Raw genomic sequence first — 20,323 nt, 5'->3', positions numbered from 1 at the left:
ATAATGAAAACGCTGCTGATTATTGACGCTAACCTCGGGCAGGCTCGCGCTTACATGGCGAAAACTCTGCTCGGTGCGGCGGCGCATAAAGCAAATCTGGATATCATCGACAATCCAAATGACGCTGAACTGGCGATCGTACTGGCCGATGCCATCCCTAATGACAACGCGTTGAACGGCAAAAAAGTCTGGCTGGGTGATATTGCCCGGGCGGTGGCGCATCCTGAGCTATTTCTTAGCGAAGCCAAGGGTCACGCGAAGCCTTATAGCGCACCGGTTGCTGTAGCGCCTGTTGCCACAACCAGCGGTCCGAAACGCGTCGTGGCCGTGACGGCATGCCCAACCGGCGTAGCACATACCTTTATGGCGGCGGAAGCGATCGAAACCGAAGCGAAAAAACGCGGCTGGTGGGTGAAAGTCGAAACCCGCGGTTCTGTGGGCGCTGGCAATGCCATTACACCGGAAGAAGTGGCCCAGGCGGATCTGGTGATTGTGGCAGCAGATATTGAAGTGGATCTGGCGAAATTTGCTGGTAAACCCATGTACCGTACCTCTACCGGTCTGGCGCTGAAGAAAACCGCGCAGGAACTGGATAACGCCGTGGCGCAAGCCGTGGTATATGAGCCCGCCGGCAAAGCGCAGGCTGCGGCGAATGAAGGGAAAAAAGAGAGTGCTGGCGCGTATCGTCACCTGCTGACGGGCGTGTCCTACATGCTGCCGATGGTGGTTGCCGGCGGTCTGTGTATCGCGCTTTCCTTCGCCTTTGGTATCGAAGCGTTTAAAGTCGAAGGGACACTGGCGGCCGCGCTGATGCAAATTGGCGGCGGTTCAGCCTTTGCGCTGATGGTGCCGGTTCTGGCGGGCTACATTGCTTTCTCGATTGCTGACCGTCCGGGTCTGACGCCAGGTCTTATCGGCGGTATGCTCGCCGTCAGCACGGGTTCTGGCTTTATTGGCGGGATCATTGCGGGCTTCCTTGCAGGCTATGTGGCGAAGGCCATCAGCACGAAGTTGAAGCTGCCGCAGAGTATGGAAGCGCTGAAACCGATCCTGATTATTCCGCTGATTTCCAGCCTCGTGGTGGGTCTGGCTATGATCTACCTCATCGGTAAACCGGTCGCCGGGATCCTCGAAGGGTTAACGCACTGGCTGCAAACCATGGGGACGGCGAATGCGGTGCTGCTGGGTGCGATCCTCGGTGGGATGATGTGTACCGACATGGGGGGGCCGGTTAACAAGGCGGCATACGCGTTTGGCGTCGGTTTGCTGAGTACACAAACCTACGCGCCAATGGCGGCCATTATGGCGGCAGGCATGGTGCCACCGCTGGCGCTGGGGCTGGCAACCATTGTTGCGCGTCGTAAGTTCGACAAGGCGCAGCAGGAAGGGGGTAAAGCGGCGCTGGTACTGGGTCTGTGCTTTATCACCGAAGGAGCCATTCCTTTCGCCGCGCGCGACCCGATGCGTGTTCTGCCGTGCTGTATCGTTGGCGGCGCGCTGACGGGGGCGATCTCAATGGCGGTTGGGGCGAAACTGATGGCACCGCACGGTGGTCTGTTTGTTCTGCTGATCCCAGGGGCGATTACCCCGGTATTGGGATACCTGATTGCCATTGTCGCCGGTACGCTGGTTGCGGGTCTGGCCTATGCCTTCCTGAAACGTCCGGAAGAAGATGCCGTCGCCAAAGCGGCATAAAGTCATCATTTCACACCAGGGCAGAGAGTTCTCTGCCCTTTTTTTATCTCCGTTTTGTGTCCTTCCTCTCAAATATTTCCTCGCTTGCAAACTGTATCTATAAAAAATTGTGATTCTGTTCATATCTGGCGGTTTTTGCTCTTGCCAGTGCGTTTACTTTCATAAAAACAAGCTTACTATAAACACATGTTTGAATATAAACATGTGCTCTAATAAGTCGTTTGAGCCGTGAATAGTCTTAACAATCTCAAAGTCATGGTATTTTCGTACCAGGAGATGTGCTATGCGCGAAAAGGAATACATCATCACGATTGGTTCCGCCAATATGGACGTTGCAGGATATTCGCATGCTTCCTTGAATTATGCGGACTCAAATCCGGGGAAAATTAAATTTACACCTGGCGGAGTTGGTCGCAATATCGCTCACAATCTTGCATTGCTCGGGAAAAATTCCTGGTTAATGACGGCGGTTGGCAATGATTTCTATGGCCAATCGTTATTGGCGCAGACGAATCAGTCAGGCGTGCATGTGGATAATTGCCTGATTGTTGCCGGTGAGAACACCTCAAGTTATTTATCGCTTCTCGATAATACCGGTGAAATGCTGGTGGCAATCAATGACATGAGCATTACCGAACATATTTCGGCGGCGTTTCTGGCGCAGCATCTCGATTTTATCCGGGGTGCCCGTGTCATTGTGGCGGATTGTAATATTAGTGAACAGACGCTGGCCTGGTTACTGGATAACGTGGGGGATGTACCGGTGTTTGTTGACCCGGTATCGGCGTGGAAATGCGTCAAGATCCGCGAGCGTCTGGCCCAAATTCATACCCTCAAACCTAATCGTCTTGAGGCGGAAACTCTCAGCGGCATTGCGCTTTCAGGGCGCGAAGATGTTGCGAAAGTCGCTGCCTGGTTCCATGCGCGTGGCCTGCACCGTCTGGTACTCAGCATGGGGGGCGATGGGGTCTATTACAGTGAAAAAGACGGTGAGAGAGGCTGGTCGCTACCGATAAAAACCCATGTCGTTAACGTTACCGGAGCGGGAGATGCCATGATGGCGGGACTCGCTTCCTGCTGGGTTGAAGGCATGCCCTTCATTGATTCTATTCGATTTGCACAGGGTTGTTCCTCAATGGCGCTGGCCAGTGAATATACCAATAACCCTGAATTATCTGTTGCGAACGTTAAAACCCTTGTGGAGAACACAGAATGTCTGAATTAACGATTTCCTCTGAATTACTGCATATTTCGCCAGAAGTCCAGGACGCTATTAACAGTAAAAAACCGATTGTTGCGCTTGAATCGACAATTATTTCTCACGGTATGCCTTTTCCACAAAATGCGCAGACGGCAATTGAAGTCGAAGAAACTATTCGTAAGCACGGTGCTGTGCCGGCAACGATTGCCATTATTGGCGGAGTAATGAAAGTCGGCCTGAGTAAAGAAGAAATTGAATTATTAGGTCGCGAAGGACATAGCGTAACTAAAGTCAGTCGTCGTGATTTACCGTTTGTGGTAGCCGCCGGAAAAAATGGCGCGACCACGGTTGCTTCAACCATGATTATTGCCGCCCTTGCGGGTATTCACGTTTTTGCTACCGGGGGTATTGGCGGCGTTCATCGCGGTGCGGAACATACGTTTGATATTTCCGCCGATCTTCAGGAACTGGCTCATACCAATGTAACCGTGGTTTGTGCCGGTGCGAAATCTATTCTCGATTTAGGTTTAACCACGGAATATTTAGAAACGTTCGGTGTGCCGTTAATTGGATATCAGACCACTGCGTTACCGGCATTTTTCTGCCGTACCAGTCCGTTTGAGGTCAGTATCCGTCTCGACAGCGCGAAGGAAATTGCCCGGGCGATGGCAGTGAAATGGCAAACCGGCCTGAACGGAGGTCTGGTGGTCGCCAATCCAATCCCGGAAACCTACGCCATGGCGGAAGAGAAAATCAATGCGGCGATTGACCAGGCCGTCCGGGAAGCGGAAGAGCAGGGCGTTATCGGTAAAGAGAGCACGCCGTTCCTGCTGGCGCGCGTTGCTGAATTAACCGGAGGCGACAGCCTGAAGTCCAACATCAAACTGGTGTTTAACAACGCCGTACTGGCCTGCGAGATTGCGAAGGAATATCAACGCCTCGCCTGATCGAAACGAACGGGCAGCGTGCGGTCGCCCGAAACCACCAAAACCTGGCCTCGCGCCGGGTTTCCTGGCATGAAGGGAAATCATTATGGATATAATGAGAAGTGTTGTGGGTATGGCGGTACTGCTGGTGATCGCATACTTACTGTCAGTGAATAAAAAACACATCAGCTTACGTACCGTGGGCGCAGCGCTGGTGCTGCAAATTGCGATTGGCGGGATCATGCTCTATTTCCCTCCGGGCAAATGGCTGGTTGAACAGGCCGCGCTGGGCGTGCATAAAGTTATGTCTTACAGTGACGCGGGCAGTGCCTTTATTTTTGGCTCTCTGGTTGGGCCAAAAATGGATGTGCTGTTTGATGGTGCCGGTTTTATCTTCGCCTTCCGCGTGCTCCCGGCGATCATTTTTGTCACCGCGCTTATCAGCCTGTTGTACTACATTGGCGTGATGGGACTGCTGATTCGCATCCTGGGCGGGATTTTCCAGAAGGCCCTGAATATCAGTAAGATTGAATCGTTCGTTGCGGTCACGACGATTTTCCTCGGGCAAAACGAGATCCCGGCGATTGTGAAGCCGTTTATTGACCGCCTGAATCGCAATGAACTGTTTACCGCGATCTGTAGCGGGATGGCCTCGATTGCGGGCTCGATGATGATTGGCTACGCCGGTATGGGCGTGCCGATTGATTATCTGCTGGCGGCCTCGCTGATGGCGATTCCTGGCGGGATCCTGTTTGCGCGTATTCTGAGTCCGGCAACGGAAGAGTCAAAAGTCACTTTCGAAAACCTCTCTTTCACCGAGACGCCACCGAAAAGCATTATCGAAGCCGCGGCAAGCGGTGCGATGACCGGGCTGAAAATTGCCGCAGGCGTGGCAACGGTGGTCATGGCGTTTGTCGCGATTATCGCACTGCTTAACGGCATTATCGGCGGAATTAGCGGCTGGTTCGGCTATGGTCATGCGACGCTTGAAGGGATCTTCGGCTGGGTGTTAGCCCCGCTGGCGTGGATCATGGGCGTTGACTGGAGCGATGCCACCCTGGCAGGGAGCCTGATTGGGCAGAAGCTGGCAATCAACGAATTTGTCGCTTACCTCAACCTGTCACCTTATTTGCAGGATGGCGGCACCCTGGATGTGAAAACCATCGCCATCATCTCTTTTGCGCTGTGTGGGTTTGCCAACTTTGGTTCCATTGGCGTAGTGGTCGGGGCGTTCTCGGCTATTTCGCCTCAGCGCGCGCCGGAAATCGCCCAGTTGGGTATGCGGGCGCTGGCGGCAGCCACGCTCTCTAACCTGATGAGTGCGACCATTGCCGGGTTCTTTATTGGACTGGCGTAGCGTGGCTGATAGCTTATCCGGTCAGGGGACCGACCCTGGGCCGGATAAGCCGTTTTCACTGGCTTGTTTTTAACAGATACAGCGCGTTATCAGCGGAAAGGGTGGGGTTGTTGATACTGACGCTGGCGCGTGACAGGGCCGCACAGGCCATTGCGAAATTCGCGCTTTCGCGAAAATCGCTCCCTTCCAGAAAGCAATAGATCAGTCCGGCCATAAAACCGTCATCGGCACCGAAGCTGTCGACCACCGTATGCGCGGGCGGCGTGAGCAAGAATTGCTCACCATCTTTCTCGCTACAAAAGACTGACTCATCTTCCAGACAGACAAAAATCTGTTGAATGCCCTGTTGATGAAGGGCATTCACCGCGCTGAGTCGATCGGCATCGCTGTTGATGGGGTGACCCCATAAGATCTCCAGCTCTTTTTGTGTCGGTTTCAGCGTATGGATGCGCGTAAACCAGGTTTTCACCTTCGTCGCTTTGAACTCGGAAACGGTATCAATAAATACCGGAATGTCATCAGCAACCGTAAAGACCCATTCGATGGCTTCCGGCGTCAGGTTGCAGTCCGCCAGCACCACTCCGGCGTGACGGATTAAATCCCGCGAGCTGTTCAGCAACTGCGGCGTCAGCTGTTGCAGGATATGGGTATCATTAATTGCCAGCACCGTCTCTTCTTGCTGATTGGCGATGGAGAGATAAGTTGAGGTGTTATGCCCGTGCAGGCGAATGCAACTGGAGATATTGACGCCTGCCTGGCGTGTTTGTTCCAGCAACGTCTCGCCGTAAAAATCACTGCCGACAGCGGAAATCAGATGCACATCGCGACCCAGCAGGGCGAGGTTATGGGCAATGTTGCGCCCGACGCCACCTGCAGAACAGTGGATACTGCCCGGGTTAGACGCGGCCTGCGGGTAGTGGATATCCGCCATCCCACGAATATCCATGTTAATCGCCCCTACCACCACGCAATAGGCCTGTTCGGTAAGGATGTAACCTTTTCCTTTGATTGCCCCTTTACGCATCAGGTCCATGATGTGCGCGGCGACGCGTGAACGGCTGATCTGCAAAATATCAGCGATTTCGTTTTGCTGAATCAGCGGGTTGCGGCGCAGAATTTTGAGTATCTGTTTTTCCCTGTCGTTCATGATTACGCAACCGCCTTTTCAGTTTGCTGCGCTTTCAGCCACGCGATCTCTTCTGCCCAGATGTCGGGATTGATGGTTTCCAGCACCAGCGGAATGCCGTCGAAACGGGCGTCCTGCATGATCCAGCGGAACGCGTCATGACCAATGTTGCCTTCGCCCAGACTGTGGTGACGGTCGACCCGGCTGCCAAAGGCACTCTTGGCATCGTTCAGGTGCATACCGCGCAGATACTGGAAACCGACGATGCGCTCGAATTCGGCAAAGGTTTTTTCGCATTCGGCGGCGGAACGCAAGTCGTAACCCGCGGCGAAAGCGTGGCAGGTGTCAATGCAAACGCCGACGCGTGATTTGTCTTCTACACCATCGATGATGGCGGCAAGGTGCTCGAATTTGAATCCGAGGTTGCTGCCCTGACCGGCAGTATTTTCAATCACCGCAGTCACCCCTTCGGTCTGGGCAAGTGTGATGTTGATCGACTCAGCAATCTTTGCCAGACACTCGTCTTCCGAAATTTGCATCAGGTGGCTGCCTGGATGGAAGTTAAGCAGAGATAAGCCGAGTTGTTCACAACGCTGCATTTCATCAAGAAAAGCCGCGCGGGATTTTTCCAGCGCCTCGCCGACCGGGTGGCCCAGGTTGATCAGATAGCTATCGTGCGGCAGGATTTGAGCGGATGTGAAGTGGTATTGCTCACAGGCGGCTTTAAAGTCATCGATGATTTGCGCGGTAAGAGGGGCGGCGCGCCATTGACGCTGATTTTTAGTAAAGAGTGCAAACGCGGTTGCCTCGATTTCAGCGGCGCGAATTGCGGCATTTGCCAGCCCGCCAGCTGCGCTGACGTGTGCTCCGATGTATTTCATTAAAGACTCCTGTTAACCCACCAGATGTGGCCTGGCGGATTTGTGTATCCGGAAATTGAATCTTGCCAATCATAGCGGGTTAACAGGGTCGGGATGTAGTGAATTATGCAATAACGTGCTGGACCAGGACGTTAATCACGCCACCGCCGACAATCAGCCAGATGAACAGCACCAGTGCCATCAACAGCGGTTTCGCCCCGGCTTTCTTCAGCGCGCTGACATGCGTCGTCAGCCCCAGTGCCGCCATTGCCATAGCCAGCAGGACCGTATCCAGTGTGACCAGCATGTTCACCACCGCCTGCGGTAGCAGGTGGAACGAGTTGAAAATGGCGACCACAATGAACAGGATGGCAAACCACGGAATGGTGATTTTGCTTTTTTCCCCACCGTTGGCCGGTGACAGTTGCTTAACGCGAGCGGCCATAAAGATGAGGAACGGAGCCAGCATCATGACGCGAAGCATTTTGGCAATCACCGCTGCGTTTTCGGCGTCCGGGCTAATCGCGTGTCCTGCCGCCACAACCTGAGCAACTTCATGCATGGTGGAGCCAATGAAGATGCCGTAGGTTTCCGGACTAAACCAGTGCGCCAGCAGCGGATACATCGCCGGGTAGAGGAAAATCGCCATCGTCCCGAAGATCACGACCGTTGCGACGGCAACCGTGACTTTGCTGGCTTCGGCTTTCACAACTGGTTCCGTCGCCAGTACCGCCGCCGCGCCGCAAATGCTGCTACCCGCGCCGATCAGCCAACTGGTCTGGCGATCCAGCCCAAAGACTTTTTGCCCCAGAAAGCACGCCAGCATAAAGGTGCTGGACAGCGTCAGGATGTCGATCAGAATGCCGCTGACACCTACGTCAGCAATTTGCGCGAAGGTGAGGCGAAAGCCGTAAAGGATGATCCCCAGGCGCAATAAATGTTGTTTGGCAAACAGAACGCCGCCGTCACAGCTTTTCCAGATCTGGGGATAGACGGTGTTACCGATCACCATCCCCAATAAAATCGCTAAGGTGAGGGCGCTGAATCCGGCACCCGCCACGGCGGGAATGGACCCGCCCCATAAGGCGACTCCGGTAATCACTGCACTCAGGGCAAGCCCCGGAATAAAATGCCACATTGTTCGACGATGATTCGTTAAGGTGAGTTCTGTCATTGCCTTCTCCTCTTTTATGGGCAAAAGGTTACGGCGAACTGGCTTAAAAATAAAATTGATTATATATTTATAATTAATCTTTATAAGTGGTAAGCGACCATGCACATCACCCTGCGGCAACTCGAAGTCTTCACCGAAGTTTTGAAAAGCGGCTCAACAACGCAGGCATCGGTGATGCTGGCGCTGTCGCAATCGGCAGTCAGCGCGGCGCTGACCGATCTGGAAGGTCAACTGGGCGTTCAGCTTTTCGACCGCGTAGGCAAACGGCTGGTGGTGAATGAGCACGGGCGCTTGCTTTACCCGCGGGCGCTGGCGTTGCTGGAGCAGGCGGTGGAGATCGAGCAGTTGTTCCGCGAAGACAACGGCGCGATACGCGTGTATGCCAGCAGCACCATCGGCAACTATATCCTTCCGGGGGTGATTGCCCGTTATCGGCGAGATTTCCCCGCGCTGCCGCTGGAACTTAGCGTCGGCAACAGTCAGGATGTGATTACAGCGGTGCTCGATTTTCGGGTCGACATTGGGCTTATCGAAGGGCCGTGTCACAATACGGAGATCATCTCGGAGCCGTGGCTGGAAGATGAACTGGTGGTCTTCGCCGCACCATCTTCACCCCTGGCGCAGGGACCGGTGACGCTTGAACAGCTCGCAGCCGCCCCCTGGATCCTGCGCGAACGCGGTTCCGGGACGCGCGAAATTGTCGATTATCTGCTGCTGTCGCACCTGCCCAAATTTGAAATGGCGATGGAGCTGGGAAACTCCGAAGCCATCAAGCATGCCGTTCGTCATGGGCTGGGCATTAGCTGTCTGTCACGACGCGTGATTGATGAACAACTCCAGGCGGGAACGCTGAGCGAAGTGGCAGTGCCGCTTCCGCGTCTGGTGCGTACGCTCTGGCGGATCCATCATCGCCAGAAACACCTCTCTAATGCGCTCCAGCGCTTCCTCAATTATTGCGAATAATGCCAGCCGGGGACCGATCGCCTGACGGTGATAAGTCCTGGGGGCAGTAAGTTCCCCATTCTCTGCTATTACTTATAATCCGCGGCCAGTCATGAAGGTCTCTTATAACAGCGCATTTGTGCCGGAAGGCGAGCGTTTCGTCTGCTACAATCGCGCCTCATTTTTTGGATGGATAGCATTTTCACATGGTTTCCGAAACTAAAACCACAGAAGCGCCCGCGTTACGTCGCGAACTGAAGGCGCGTCACCTGACGATGATCGCGATTGGCGGTTCTATCGGTACAGGTCTTTTCGTGGCATCTGGTGCCACCATTTCCGCAGCGGGTCCAGGCGGTGCGCTGTTTTCCTATATTCTGATTGGCCTGATGGTGTACTTCCTGATGACCAGTCTGGGCGAACTGGCGGCGTATATGCCGGTGTCCGGTTCGTTTGCGACCTACGGTCAGAACTATGTTGAAGAAGGCTTCGGCTTCGCGCTGGGCTGGAACTACTGGTACAACTGGGCGGTGACCATCGCTGTTGACCTTGTGGCGGCACAGTTGGTGATGAGCTGGTGGTTCCCTGATACTCCAGGCTGGATCTGGAGTGCGCTGTTCCTCGGCGTCATCTTCCTGCTGAACTACATCTCGGTCAGAGGCTTTGGTGAAGCGGAATACTGGTTCTCACTGATCAAAGTGGCCACTGTGATTATCTTCATCATTGTTGGCGTTATGATGATCGTCGGTATTTTCAAAGGCACTCAGCCGGTGGGCTGGAGCAACTGGACGACGGGCGATGCGCCGTTTGCCGGTGGCTTTGCGGCGATGATTGGCGTGGCGATGATTGTCGGTTTCTCCTTCCAGGGGACGGAACTGATTGGTATTGCCGCCGGTGAATCTGAAGATCCGGAGAAGAACATTCCGCGTGCGGTGCGTCAGGTGTTCTGGCGAATCCTGCTGTTCTATGTCTTCGCGATTCTGATTATCAGCCTGATCATTCCGTACACCGATCCGAGCCTGCTGCGTAACGATGTGAAAGACATCAGCGTCAGCCCGTTCACGCTGGTCTTCCAGCATGCCGGTCTGCTCTCTGCGGCGGCGGTGATGAATGCGGTGATCCTGACGGCGGTGCTGTCGGCGGGTAACTCCGGGATGTACGCCTCAACCCGTATGCTTTACACCCTGGCCTGCGATGGTAAAGCGCCGCGTATTTTTGCGAAACTGTCTCGCGGCGGTGTTCCGCGTAATGCGCTGTATGCCACGACGGTGATTGCCGGTCTGTGCTTCCTGACCTCAATGTTCGGTAACCAGACGGTGTACCTGTGGCTGCTGAATACTTCCGGGATGACGGGCTTTATCGCCTGGCTGGGGATTGCCATCAGCCACTATCGTTTCCGTCGTGGGTATGTTCTGCAAGGGCATGACGTGAAGGATCTGCCGTATCGTTCCGGCTTCTTCCCGCTGGGGCCGATCTTCGCGTTTGTTCTGTGTCTTATCATCACGCTGGGCCAGAACTATGAAGCGTTCCTGAAAGACACCATTGACTGGGGCGGCGTGGCGGCAACCTATATTGGTATCCCGCTGTTCCTGATTATCTGGTTCGGCTATAAGCTGACCCGCGGGACTCACTTCGTACGTTACAGTGAAATGCACTTCCCGGAACGCGTGAAGAAATAGTCGTCACCGCATGAAAAAAGCCTCCGTTGCGGAGGCTTTTTTTTGGGAGGGACTCAGAAGTTGTACGTCAGACCTACCGTATAACGACGACCATCGAGAATGGTGTCATAGGTATCGTAATCAATCTGTTTATCCAGCGCGTTATACACCCCGGCTGTCACCAGCAGGTTTTTGTTCGCGTTGTAACGCAGACCGACATCAACCTGCGTATAGGACGGTGTACCCTGCGACATTGAGGTGCGGCTCAGGTATTCAGACGTTTTACCGCGGAAGTTCAGACGGCTCCAGAAGCCGACGGTCTCCGTTGCCTGCCAGTCCAGCGTGGTGTTAAACATATGCTTTGGCATTTTGTTTAATGGCTTGCCTTCAAACTGGCCGCTCTTCTGTTCTGACTCGGTATAGGTGTAGTTAGCCGTCCAGTTGAGGTCGCGGGTCATCTTCCAACCGAATGTGGATTCCACGCCGCGCATGTTGGCTTTATCGACGTTCACGCGATCGCTGACGAAATCATAGCTTTCGCTGCCAATCGTACAGGCCGGATCGGCGCTGCTGTTGCAGCGACGAACTTCGGTGATCTTGTCTTTGAAATCAGTATTGAACAGGGTGATGCCGGCATTAAGGTTATCGCCGTTATCCCACAGCAGTCCCAGCTCTTCGCTCAGGCTCTTTTCTGGTTTCAGATCCGGGTTGCCGACAATAATGCCATTCAAACGACCGCCACCGGTGACCTGACCCCAGTTTGCGGAGGACTGACGCAGATCGGGGGCGCGGTAGCCTGCGGAGACGCCACCTTTTAAGGTCCATTGATCGCTCAGATGCCAGACGCCATAACCGCGCGGCGTCCAGTTGTCGCCGTAGTTTTCGTCCTTATCCATACGGATCCCGCCGGTCAGGGTAAAACTATCGGTCATCGCCCATTCGTCTTCTGCAAACAGCGCCCAGCTCCAGCGGGTCAGTTTATTCAGACCGTCAGCCGCTTCCAGTTGGTTACCGTTATCGCGCAGTTTTTCATAACGGTACTGACCGCCCAGCGTCATCGTATGGGCGCCGAGGAAAATCTGGTTCTGGTTATTGAAGATCGTGTTGTATGACTTCATCTCACGACCCGGATTGTGGGTCTCTTCCTGCTGGATATAGCTGGTGCTGTTGAAATCATCGTAATAGCCGCTGTGCGTCAGTGAATACGTGGTGTGCTCATAGCGGTTTTCACTTTTCGTGTTTGGCTTACAGGTGCCTTTCCGGCAGGTTTCCTCGGCCATCGATTTGCCTGGTGTACTGTCGCGATCCTGCAATTCACGAGCGATATCAAAATCGATGTCGTTCTTATCATCCGGTGTAAAGTTAAGGGTCAGACCGCCGTTACGCAGGCGCTGCTCATTGTAACCGTTGACAATCTGATCTTCCGCGCGGCGGGACAGCAGTCCGGTGACTTTCGCGCCCAGCAAGCCGTCGATCAGCGGACCAGAAGCATAGGCATTGGTCTGGAACAGATCGCCGGAGTCGCTGTTTTCCTGGAAAGTAGCGTCACCGTGCAGAGAACCGGTCCAGCCTTTAGTGTTAGAGACTTTTTTGGTGATCACGTTAATCACGCCGCCCATCGCATCGGATCCGTACAGCGAGGACATCGGGCCACGGATGACTTCGATACGCTCGATGGACTCCAGCGGCGGCAGCCAGCCCTGCTCGATCCCAGAATTATCGCTGTTCGGACGCGTACCGCGAGTGCTGATGCGTTTACCGTTCACCAGGAACAGCGTGTATTGCGACGCCATCCCTCGGATGCTGATATCACTGCTACTGCCCCCGCCAGTGACGACTACGCCAGGGACATCTTTCAGTGCATCGGTAGCGTCACGGTAAGCTTTGTCTTCAATTTGCTGTTTTGAAATAACCGAAATTGACGCTGGGGCGTTCTGGATTTTCTGCTCAAATCCCGTCGCGGTAACCACAACGGTATCCTGATCGGCAGCATGAACGAGCGATGGGAGGCATGCCGCGCTGACGACGATGGCAATAGCCTTAACGTGAGGTATAGTCATTTTGTCATTCCATTAAACGAATAAAAACCGCGTGCCATGTAAAAGGCCATGACAACTGTATGTGTTTGTCTTTTAAGAACTCTTAGCGGTAAAGAAGCGGGGGAAATTGTACAAAAGAATGAATATTTGTAAACACAAATGATAATTGAAATCATTTGCGTTTGTTTGATTTGTAAGGAAAAACCTTTTAAGTCAATAAGATAGCGGAACGTAAATGTGAGGAAAAAATGAAGAAATCATGGAGATGTGGAGAAGAAGAAGGAGGGCGCATTGCCCTCCTGCGGTTATTTCATCAAATGTTCGGCATGGAAGCGCAGATGATCCTCAATGAATGAGGCAATAAAGTAATAGCTATGATCGTAACCAGGCTGAATACGCAGCGTCATCGGCCATGCGGTCTGGCGTGCGGCTTCAGCTAGAACCGCGGGTTGGAGCTGATCGGCCAGAAACTGATCGCTGTCGCCCTGGTCAATCAGCGTCGGGATGGCGTCTTCCGGCTGGCTGGCGTACATCAACTCACAGCTATCCCATTGCGTCCATGCGGCGCGATCCTCGCCGAGATAGGCGAGAAACGCTTTTTCTCCCCACGGGACGCGGCACGGGTTAACGATGGGGGCGAATGCAGAAACGCTGGTGTATTTGCCTGGATTTTTCAACGCCATGATCAGCGCACCGTGACCGCCCATGGAATGTCCACTGATCGCGCAGCGATCGCTGACGTTAAAATGCGCCTGAATCAGCGACGGGAGTTCGTCCCGCACGTAATCATACATGCGGAAATGAGCAGCCCAGGGTTGCTGCGTCGCATTGAGATAAAAACCGGCCCCCTGACCAAGATCATACCCCTCATCGTTGGCGACCTGTTCACCGCGCGGACTGGTATCCGGCATGACTAAAACGATGCCTAATTCAGCCGCGATACGCTGCGCACCGGCCTTAGTGGTAAAGTTTTCATCATTACAGGTTAACCCGGACAGCCAGTACAGAACCGGCGGAGGGGTCGTATCGCGAGGGGGAGGGAGAAAAATGCTGAACGTCATTGCACAGTTCAGCGTGGTGGAGTCGTGACGCCAGCGTTGCTGCCAGCCTTCAAAACAGCGGTGCTCTTCGAGCATTTCCATGCGTGGCTCCTTGTTATGTTGAACCTGAATGTGTTCGCAAACTCCCCATAATACAGATAATTCATGGCACTGTGAGTAACTTTCACTTCCGCATCGCGCAGACTTGCTTCATCATTGAGCACACGTCGATGTAACCCTTCCCGTCCCCTTTTACGAAACGTGGTTTGAAAGGCAACGGCGATTTCAATAATTATCGTTGTGAATACTGGATTATGTGCGCGGCCTCACGCACAATAATCAGGCTGTCAACAGCCTACAAACTTTGCCCCACGCAGGGCAGAGGCGCCACACCTGCAGGAGAAGAATAAATGTCATCACTCAGTAAAGAAGCGGCCCTGGTTCATGAAGCGCTGGTAGCGCGAGGGCTGGAAACGCCGCTGCGCCCGCCCGTGCATGAGATGGATAACGAAACGCGCAAACGTCTTATCTCAGGCCATATGACCGAGATCATGCAGTTGCTGAACCTCGACCTGAGCGATGACAGCCTGATGGAAACCCCGCATCGCATCGCCAAAATGTATGTCGATGAGATTTTCTCAGGCCTGGATTACGCCAATTTCCCGAAAATCACCGTCATTGAAAACAAAATGAAAGTCGATGAGATGGTCACCGTACGCGACATCACTCTCACCAGCACGTGTGAACACCATTTTGTGACCATTGATGGTAAAGCCACCGTGGCCTATATCCCGAAAGAGTCGGTGATTGGTTTGTCGAAGATCAACCGCATCGTCCAGTTCTTTGCCCAACGTCCGCAGGTACAGGAGCGTCTGACGCAACAGATCCTGACCGCGCTGCAAACTCTGCTGGGAACCAATAACGTGGCCGTATCGATTGATGCGGTACATTATTGCGTGAAAGCACGCGGTATTCGTGATGCCACCAGTGCAACCACCACCACCTCGCTTGGCGGTCTGTTTAAATCGAGCCAGAATACGCGTCAGGAATTTTTGCGCGCGGTCCGTCATCACAACTGATTAAGGCAGGAGCTATGGAGCGTAATGTCACGCTGGATTTTGTCCGTGGCGTCGCCATCCTTGGCATCCTGCTGTTAAATATCAGCGCCTTTGGTTTGCCAAAGGCGGCTTACCTCAATCCCGCCTGGTACGGAAATATCACGGCTTCAGATGCCTGGACATGGGCCATTCTGGATCTGTTCGCGCAGGTAAAATTTCTCACTTTGTTTGCACTGCTGTTTGGCGCGGGCCTGCAAATGCTGCTGCCGCGCGGTAAGCGCTGGATCCAGTCCCGTCTGACTCTACTGGTGCTCCTTGGTTTTATTCATGCCTTGCTGTTTTGGGACGGCGATATTCTGCTGGCCTATGGGCTGGTGGGGCTGATCTGCTGGCGACTGGTGCGCGATGCACCATCGGTGAAAAGCCTGTTTAACACCGGCGTGATGCTCTATCTGGTCGGCATTGCCGTTCTGCTGCTGCTTGGCGCGATCTCCGGCAGTGAAACAAACCGCGCCTGGACGCCGGATGCGTCTGCGTTGCTGTATGAACAATACTGGAAGGTGAATGGCGGCGTGGAAGCCATCAGTAATCGGATCGATGCCTTATCGAACAGCCTGCTGGCGCTGGGCGCGCAGTATGGCTGGCAACTGGCGGGTATGATGTTGCTCGGGGCGGCACTGATGCGCAGTGGCTGGCTGAAAGGGCAGTTTCGTCTTTCGCATTACCGACGCAGCGGTTTTTTACTGATCGCCGTGGGTCTACTTATTAACCTGCCTGCCGTGGTCGCGCAGTGGCAACTGGACTGGAGCTATCGCTGGTGCGCGTTCTTGTTACAGGCCCCGCGTGAACTCAGCGCACCATTTCAGACGCTCGGCTATACCGCGCTGATGTTTGGTTACTGGCCGCAGTTAAGCCGCAGCAAAATCGCTCATGCGATTGCCTGTGTCGGGCGAATGGCGCTGACAAATTATCTGCTACAAACCGTGATTTGCACCACGCTGTTTTATCAATTCAGCTTATTTATGAAATTTGACCGACTGGAACTGCTGCTGTTTGTCATCCCGGTGTGGCTGGCAAACCTGCTTTTCTCCGTGATCTGGTTACGGTTCCTGCCTCAGGGCCCGATGGAGTGGCTCTGGCGGCAATTAACCCTGCGAGCGTCAGGGACATCTTTGTCCCATACATCCAGATAACGATCTGGATCACAATCATTAACAAAATGGATGTAAGCGCTTTCATCGCTGTGACCGCACTCACGTAGTCCGTTTCCCTCCGCTGACAAAATAGCCGCCAGTTATGCAGCGAGTGGCTGCAATTCCAGACAGGGTAGTGAATATGATCACCATTCGTGATGTGGCGCGTCAGGCAGGCGTATCGGTAGCGACGGTTTCCCGCGTGTTAAATAACAGCGCGCTGGTCAGTCCTGATACGCGCGAGGCGGTAATGAAGGCGGTGACGCTGCTGGGCTATCGGCCAAACGCCAATGCCCAGGCGCTGGCCACGCAGGTCAGTGAAACCATCGGCGTGGTGGTGATGGACGTGTCCGATGCGTTTTTTGGCGCGCTGGTGAAAGCGGTGGATTTGGTCGCTCAACAGCATCAAAAATATGTGCTGATCGGCAACAGCTATCATGAAGCCGAAAAAGAGCGTCATGCCATTGAGGTGTTGATCCGCCAGCGCTGTAACGCGCTGATCGTTCACTCAAAAGCGTTAAGCGATCGGGAACTGGGCGAGTTTATGGATCAGATCCCCGGTATGGTGCTGATCAACCGCATTGTCCCTGGCTACGCCCACCGCTGCGTGTGCCTGGACAATATCAGCGGCGCGAAAATGGCGACCCGTATGTTATTGAATAATGGTCATCAGCGGATTGGCTATCTGGCTTCCAGTCACCGCATTGAAGATGACGTCATGCGCCGGGAAGGGTGGAGCAGTGCACTTAAGGAGCAGGGCATTGTGGCGCCTGAAAGCTGGATTGGCATCGGATCGCCGGATATGCAGGGCGGTGAGGCGGCAATGGTTGAGCTGCTGGGGCGCAACCTGCAGCTAAGCGCCGTGTTTGCCTATAACGACAATATGGCCGCGGGCGCGCTGACGGCGCTAAAGGACAACGGCATTTCCATTCCCTTACACCTTTCAATCATTGGTTTCGACGATATTCCCATCGCCCGTTACACCGATCCCCAGTTGACAACGGTGCGCTATCCCATTGCTTCTATGGCAAAACTGGCGACAGAACTCGCATTACAGGGCGCTGCGGGAACGCTGGATTTATCCGCGACCCACTGCTTTATGCCGACCCTCGTGCGGCGTCATTCGGTTGCTGTACGACAGAATGCGGCGGCGATCACTAACTTATGATTTCGCCAGATGTAACCGCTTTCAATATGTGAGTAAATTCACAGTATCTTAACATTGTGATAGCTATGATGGCACCGCTTGTCGCACTGTAACTACGATGTAACTGTGAGTAATCACTTTTATCGAGGTAAAAGCGCTTTAAGCGAAATTAAAGCCTATTTCTGGAGCGTTACCGGGCAAGGAAGAGAGATTTTTTTAAAATGAGCTTCGGCGTTTACATAACACTTCATTAACGTTTTGTCCCGCCGGGCATTTATCTTACGTACTACCCTGCATAATAAAACCGGAGTTACCATGAATAAGAAGGTGTTGACCCTTTCTGCCGTTATGGCAAGCATGTTATTCGGCGCGGCTGCACACGCTGCGGATACTCGCATCGGTGTGACAATCTACAAATATGACGATAACTTTATGTCCGTGGTGCGTAAGGCTATCGAAGCAGATGCGAAAACGGCGCCAGATGTGCAACTGCTGATGAACGACTCGCAGAACGACCAGTCCAAACAAAACGATCAGATCGACGTGCTGCTGGCAAAAGGCGTGAAAGCGCTGGCCATCAACCTGGTTGACCCGGCGGCTGCGGGCACCGTTATCGAAAAAGCGCGCGGTCAGAATGTGCCTGTGGTCTTCTTCAACAAAGAACCTTCCCGTAAAGCGCTGGACAGCTATGACAAGGCTTACTACGTCGGTACTGACTCCAAAGAATCCGGTATTATCCAGGGCGATCTGATTGCCAAACACTGGGCGGCAAACCAGGGCTGGGATCTGAACAAAGACGGTCAGATTCAGTTCGTGCTGCTGAAAGGCGAGCCGGGTCATCCGGATGCTGAAGCGCGTACCACTTACGTTATCAAAGAGCTGAACGACAAAGGCATCAAAACCGAACAGCTGCAGTTAGATACCGCCATGTGGGACACCGCAATGGCGAAGGACAAAATGGATGCGTGGCTTTCCGGTCCGAACGCCAACAAAATTGAAGTGGTTATCGCCAACAACGATGCGATGGCAATGGGCGCCGTTGAAGCGCTGAAAGCACACAACAAAACCAGCGTACCGGTATTTGGCGTCGATGCGCTGCCAGAAGCGCTGGCACTGGTGAAATCCGGCGCACTGGCCGGTACTGTGCTGAACGATGCGAACAACCAGGCAAAAGCGACCTTTGACCTGGCGAAAAACCTTGCCGATGGCAAGGGGGCGGCTGATGGCACTGAGTGGAAAATCGAAAATAAAATCGTCCGCGTTCCTTACGTAGGCGTTGATAAAGATAACCTGGCCGAGTTCACTAAGAAGTAAGTTTGTGGGGCGCGATGTTATCGCGCCCTTTCATCCCGCACTCTGCGAGGCCAACAAGGTATAATTATGGTCAGCACAACTACTCAGCCGTCAGGCGAATTCTTGTTGGAAATGAGCGGCATCAACAAGTCTTTTCCCGGCGTTAAGGCACTTGATAATGTTAATTTAAAAGTCCGCCCACATTCGATTCATGCATTAATGGGAGAGAATGGCGCAGGAAAGTCGACACTATTAAAATGTCTTTTTGGGATCTATCAAAAAGATTCTGGCAGCATATTATTTCAGGGTAAAGAAATCGATTTTCATTCAGCCAAAGAAGCGCTGGAGAATGGTATTTCAATGGTACACCAGGAATTAAACCTGGTATTACAACGTTCTGTTATGGACAACATGTGGCTGGGGCGTTATCCCACCAAAGGCATGTTTGTCGATCAGGATAAAATGTACCGCGATACCAAAGCGATTTTTGACGAGCTGGATATTGATATCGATCCGCGTGCGCGCGTCGGAACATTGTCCGTCTCGCAAATGCAGATGATTGAAATTGCCAAAGCGTTTTCGTATAACGCCAAAATTGTGATTATGGATGAACCGACCTCTTCATTAACCGAAAAAGAGGTCAACCATCTGTTCACCATTATTCGCAAGCTGAAAGAACGCGGTTGCGGTATTGTCTACATCTCCCACAAAATGGAAGAAATTTTCCAGTTGTGTGATGAAATTACCGTGTTGCGCGACGGACAGTGGATTGCGACGCAACCGCTGGAAGGGCTGGATATGGACAAGATCATCGCCATGATGGTCGGCCGTTCCTTGAACCAGCGATTCCCGGATAAATCCAACAATCCGGGGGAAGTGATTCTTGAAGTGCGCAACCTGACCTCGCTGCGTCAGCCGTCTATTCGGGATGTTTCCTTTGATTTGCATAAAGGCGAGATCCTCGGTATCGCAGGACTGGTCGGCGCTAAGCGTACTGACATCGTTGAAACGCTGTTTGGTATCCGTGAGAAATCATCGGGCACCATTACGCTGCACGGCAAAAAGATTAATAACCACAGTGCGAATGAAGCCATTAACCACGGTTTCGCGCTGGTCACCGAAGAGCGTCGTTCTACCGGGATTTATGCTTATCTGGACATTGGTTTTAACTCCTTAATTTCCAATATTCAGAATTACAAAAATAAAGTGGGTCTGTTAGATAACTCACGAATGAAAAGTGATACCCAATGGGTTATTGACTCTATGCGGGTAAAAACGCCAGGTCACAAGACGCAAATTGGTTCGCTTTCGGGCGGTAACCAGCAGAAAGTGGTTATTGGTCGCTGGCTGCTGACGCAACCGGAAATTTTAATGCTCGACGAACCCACCCGTGGGATCGACGTCGGTGCGAAGTTTGAAATTTATCAGTTAATTGCGGAACTGGCGAAAAAAGGTAAGGGGATCATTATTATCTCCTCCGAAATGCCGGAATTGTTAGGGATAACGGATCGTATTCTGGTCATGAGCAACGGCCTCGTTTCTGGAATTGTTGATACAAAAACGACAACGCAAAACGAAATTCTGCGTCTTGCGTCTTTGCACCTTTAAGATCAGGGG

At 53.1% G+C, this 20,323-nt stretch carries 16 protein-coding genes; 11 read left to right on the top strand and 5 right to left on the bottom strand.

Annotated features, from left to right (window positions below):
- The first annotated feature begins 3 nt into the window (after positions 1-3).
- From fruA to C2U53_RS26800, 4 genes are all read left to right on the top strand, one after another.
- The gene (gene fruA, locus C2U53_RS26815; protein WP_044258626.1) at positions 4-1,695 is read left to right on the top strand and encodes a PTS fructose transporter subunit IIBC; all 1,692 of its coding nucleotides are present in this window, start codon (positions 4-6) and stop codon (positions 1,693-1,695) included.
- Positions 1,696-1,978: 283 nt separating this feature from the next.
- A complete protein-coding gene (locus C2U53_RS26810) occupies positions 1,979-2,920 on the top strand; it encodes a pseudouridine kinase (RefSeq protein ID WP_054176044.1) in 942 nt (313 codons plus the stop codon).
- Positions 2,908-3,843: a pseudouridine-5'-phosphate glycosidase gene (locus C2U53_RS26805; RefSeq protein WP_043000112.1), complete on the top strand. Its 936-nt coding sequence runs from the start codon at positions 2,908-2,910 to the stop codon at positions 3,841-3,843. Before C2U53_RS26810 ends, C2U53_RS26805 begins: the two co-directional genes overlap by 13 nt.
- A gap of 85 nt (positions 3,844-3,928) precedes the next feature.
- Positions 3,929-5,179, top strand: coding sequence for a NupC/NupG family nucleoside CNT transporter (locus C2U53_RS26800; protein ID WP_104446723.1), 1,251 nt, complete (start codon positions 3,929-3,931; stop codon positions 5,177-5,179).
- 55 nt (positions 5,180-5,234) lie between these two features.
- Here the strand turns inward: C2U53_RS26800 and C2U53_RS26795 are convergent, their stop codons facing one another.
- From C2U53_RS26795 to C2U53_RS26785, 3 genes are all read right to left on the bottom strand, one after another.
- Positions 5,235-6,326, bottom strand: a complete 1,092-nt coding sequence (locus tag C2U53_RS26795) for a sugar kinase (protein WP_043000114.1) — start codon at positions 6,324-6,326, stop codon at positions 5,235-5,237.
- A gap of 2 nt (positions 6,327-6,328) precedes the next feature.
- Positions 6,329-7,186, bottom strand: a complete 858-nt coding sequence (nfo, locus tag C2U53_RS26790) for a deoxyribonuclease IV (RefSeq protein WP_043000115.1) — start codon at positions 7,184-7,186, stop codon at positions 6,329-6,331.
- Positions 7,187-7,289: 103 nt separating this feature from the next.
- Positions 7,290-8,339 carry a YeiH family protein gene (locus C2U53_RS26785; RefSeq protein WP_043000116.1) on the bottom strand — a complete coding sequence of 350 codons (1,050 nt, stop codon included), beginning with the start codon at positions 8,337-8,339 and terminating at the stop codon, positions 7,290-7,292.
- A 99-nt stretch (positions 8,340-8,438) separates the two neighbouring features.
- Between C2U53_RS26785 and yieE the strand changes: the two genes are divergently transcribed.
- Entirely contained in the window at positions 8,439-9,302 is an 864-nt protein-coding gene (gene yieE, locus C2U53_RS26780; protein WP_043000117.1) for a DNA-binding transcriptional regulator YeiE, read from the top strand.
- A gap of 185 nt (positions 9,303-9,487) precedes the next feature.
- Positions 9,488-10,957 carry a lysine-specific permease gene (lysP, locus tag C2U53_RS26775; RefSeq protein ID WP_043000118.1) on the top strand — a complete coding sequence of 490 codons (1,470 nt, stop codon included), beginning with the start codon at positions 9,488-9,490 and terminating at the stop codon, positions 10,955-10,957.
- 53 nt (positions 10,958-11,010) lie between these two features.
- Here lysP and C2U53_RS26770 read toward each other — a convergent pair whose 3' ends face one another.
- Complete coding sequence (locus C2U53_RS26770; protein ID WP_104446722.1) at positions 11,011-12,996, bottom strand: ligand-gated channel protein; 1,986 nt, start codon at positions 12,994-12,996, stop codon at positions 11,011-11,013.
- Positions 12,997-13,280: 284 nt separating this feature from the next.
- Entirely contained in the window at positions 13,281-14,117 is an 837-nt protein-coding gene (gene fghA, locus C2U53_RS26765; RefSeq protein ID WP_061069857.1) for an S-formylglutathione hydrolase, read from the bottom strand.
- A 308-nt stretch (positions 14,118-14,425) separates the two neighbouring features.
- Here fghA and folE point away from each other — a divergent pair, with 308 nt between their 5' ends.
- The 5 genes from folE (at position 14,426) to mglA (ending at position 20,314) form a co-directional block, all read left to right on the top strand.
- The gene (gene folE / locus C2U53_RS26755; protein ID WP_043000121.1) at positions 14,426-15,094 is read left to right on the top strand and encodes a GTP cyclohydrolase I FolE; all 669 of its coding nucleotides are present in this window, start codon (positions 14,426-14,428) and stop codon (positions 15,092-15,094) included.
- A gap of 14 nt (positions 15,095-15,108) precedes the next feature.
- Positions 15,109-16,266 (top strand): DUF418 domain-containing protein YeiB, encoded by a 1,158-nt coding sequence (yeiB, locus tag C2U53_RS26750; protein ID WP_099433308.1) that lies wholly within the window; start codon positions 15,109-15,111, stop codon positions 16,264-16,266.
- Positions 16,267-16,408: 142 nt separating this feature from the next.
- Positions 16,409-17,434 carry an HTH-type transcriptional regulator GalS gene (gene galS, locus C2U53_RS26740; RefSeq protein WP_044258641.1) on the top strand — a complete coding sequence of 342 codons (1,026 nt, stop codon included), beginning with the start codon at positions 16,409-16,411 and terminating at the stop codon, positions 17,432-17,434.
- A 294-nt stretch (positions 17,435-17,728) separates the two neighbouring features.
- On the top strand, positions 17,729-18,727 hold the full coding sequence (gene mglB, locus C2U53_RS26735) for a galactose/glucose ABC transporter substrate-binding protein MglB (protein WP_043000124.1): 999 nt from the start codon (positions 17,729-17,731) through the stop codon (positions 18,725-18,727).
- 66 nt (positions 18,728-18,793) lie between these two features.
- Positions 18,794-20,314, top strand: a complete 1,521-nt coding sequence (mglA, locus tag C2U53_RS26730; RefSeq protein WP_043000125.1) for a galactose/methyl galactoside ABC transporter ATP-binding protein MglA — start codon at positions 18,794-18,796, stop codon at positions 20,312-20,314.
- Positions 20,315-20,323: the final 9 nt, after the last annotated feature.

Origin of the sequence: Citrobacter sp. CFNIH10 (assembly GCF_002934585.1) — a bacterium.
GTDB classification, from domain to species: Bacteria; Pseudomonadota; Gammaproteobacteria; order Enterobacterales; family Enterobacteriaceae; genus Citrobacter_A; species Citrobacter_A amalonaticus.
The sequence above is the reverse complement of the archived record's forward strand: the minus strand, read 5'-3'. Positions and strand labels throughout refer to the sequence as shown.

Coding starts and splice junctions, on each gene's coding strand:
- C2U53_RS26800 (WP_104446723.1), top strand. CDS start 3,929: ATGGATATAATGAGAAGTGTTGTGGGTATGGCGGTACTGCTGGTGATC.
- nfo (WP_043000115.1), bottom strand. CDS start 7,186: ATGAAATACATCGGAGCACACGTCAGCGCAGCTGGCGGGCTGGCAAAT.
- mglB (WP_043000124.1), top strand. CDS start 17,729: ATGAATAAGAAGGTGTTGACCCTTTCTGCCGTTATGGCAAGCATGTTA.
- folE (WP_043000121.1), top strand. CDS start 14,426: ATGTCATCACTCAGTAAAGAAGCGGCCCTGGTTCATGAAGCGCTGGTA.
- C2U53_RS26795 (WP_043000114.1), bottom strand. CDS start 6,326: ATGAACGACAGGGAAAAACAGATACTCAAAATTCTGCGCCGCAACCCG.
- galS (WP_044258641.1), top strand. CDS start 16,409: ATGATCACCATTCGTGATGTGGCGCGTCAGGCAGGCGTATCGGTAGCG.
- lysP (WP_043000118.1), top strand. CDS start 9,488: ATGGTTTCCGAAACTAAAACCACAGAAGCGCCCGCGTTACGTCGCGAA.
- C2U53_RS26770 (WP_104446722.1), bottom strand. CDS start 12,996: ATGACTATACCTCACGTTAAGGCTATTGCCATCGTCGTCAGCGCGGCA.
- fghA (WP_061069857.1), bottom strand. CDS start 14,117: ATGGAAATGCTCGAAGAGCACCGCTGTTTTGAAGGCTGGCAGCAACGC.
- yieE (WP_043000117.1), top strand. CDS start 8,439: ATGCACATCACCCTGCGGCAACTCGAAGTCTTCACCGAAGTTTTGAAA.
- C2U53_RS26785 (WP_043000116.1), bottom strand. CDS start 8,339: ATGACAGAACTCACCTTAACGAATCATCGTCGAACAATGTGGCATTTT.
- mglA (WP_043000125.1), top strand. CDS start 18,794: ATGGTCAGCACAACTACTCAGCCGTCAGGCGAATTCTTGTTGGAAATG.
- C2U53_RS26805 (WP_043000112.1), top strand. CDS start 2,908: ATGTCTGAATTAACGATTTCCTCTGAATTACTGCATATTTCGCCAGAA.
- C2U53_RS26810 (WP_054176044.1), top strand. CDS start 1,979: ATGCGCGAAAAGGAATACATCATCACGATTGGTTCCGCCAATATGGAC.
- fruA (WP_044258626.1), top strand. CDS start 4: ATGAAAACGCTGCTGATTATTGACGCTAACCTCGGGCAGGCTCGCGCT.
- yeiB (WP_099433308.1), top strand. CDS start 15,109: ATGGAGCGTAATGTCACGCTGGATTTTGTCCGTGGCGTCGCCATCCTT.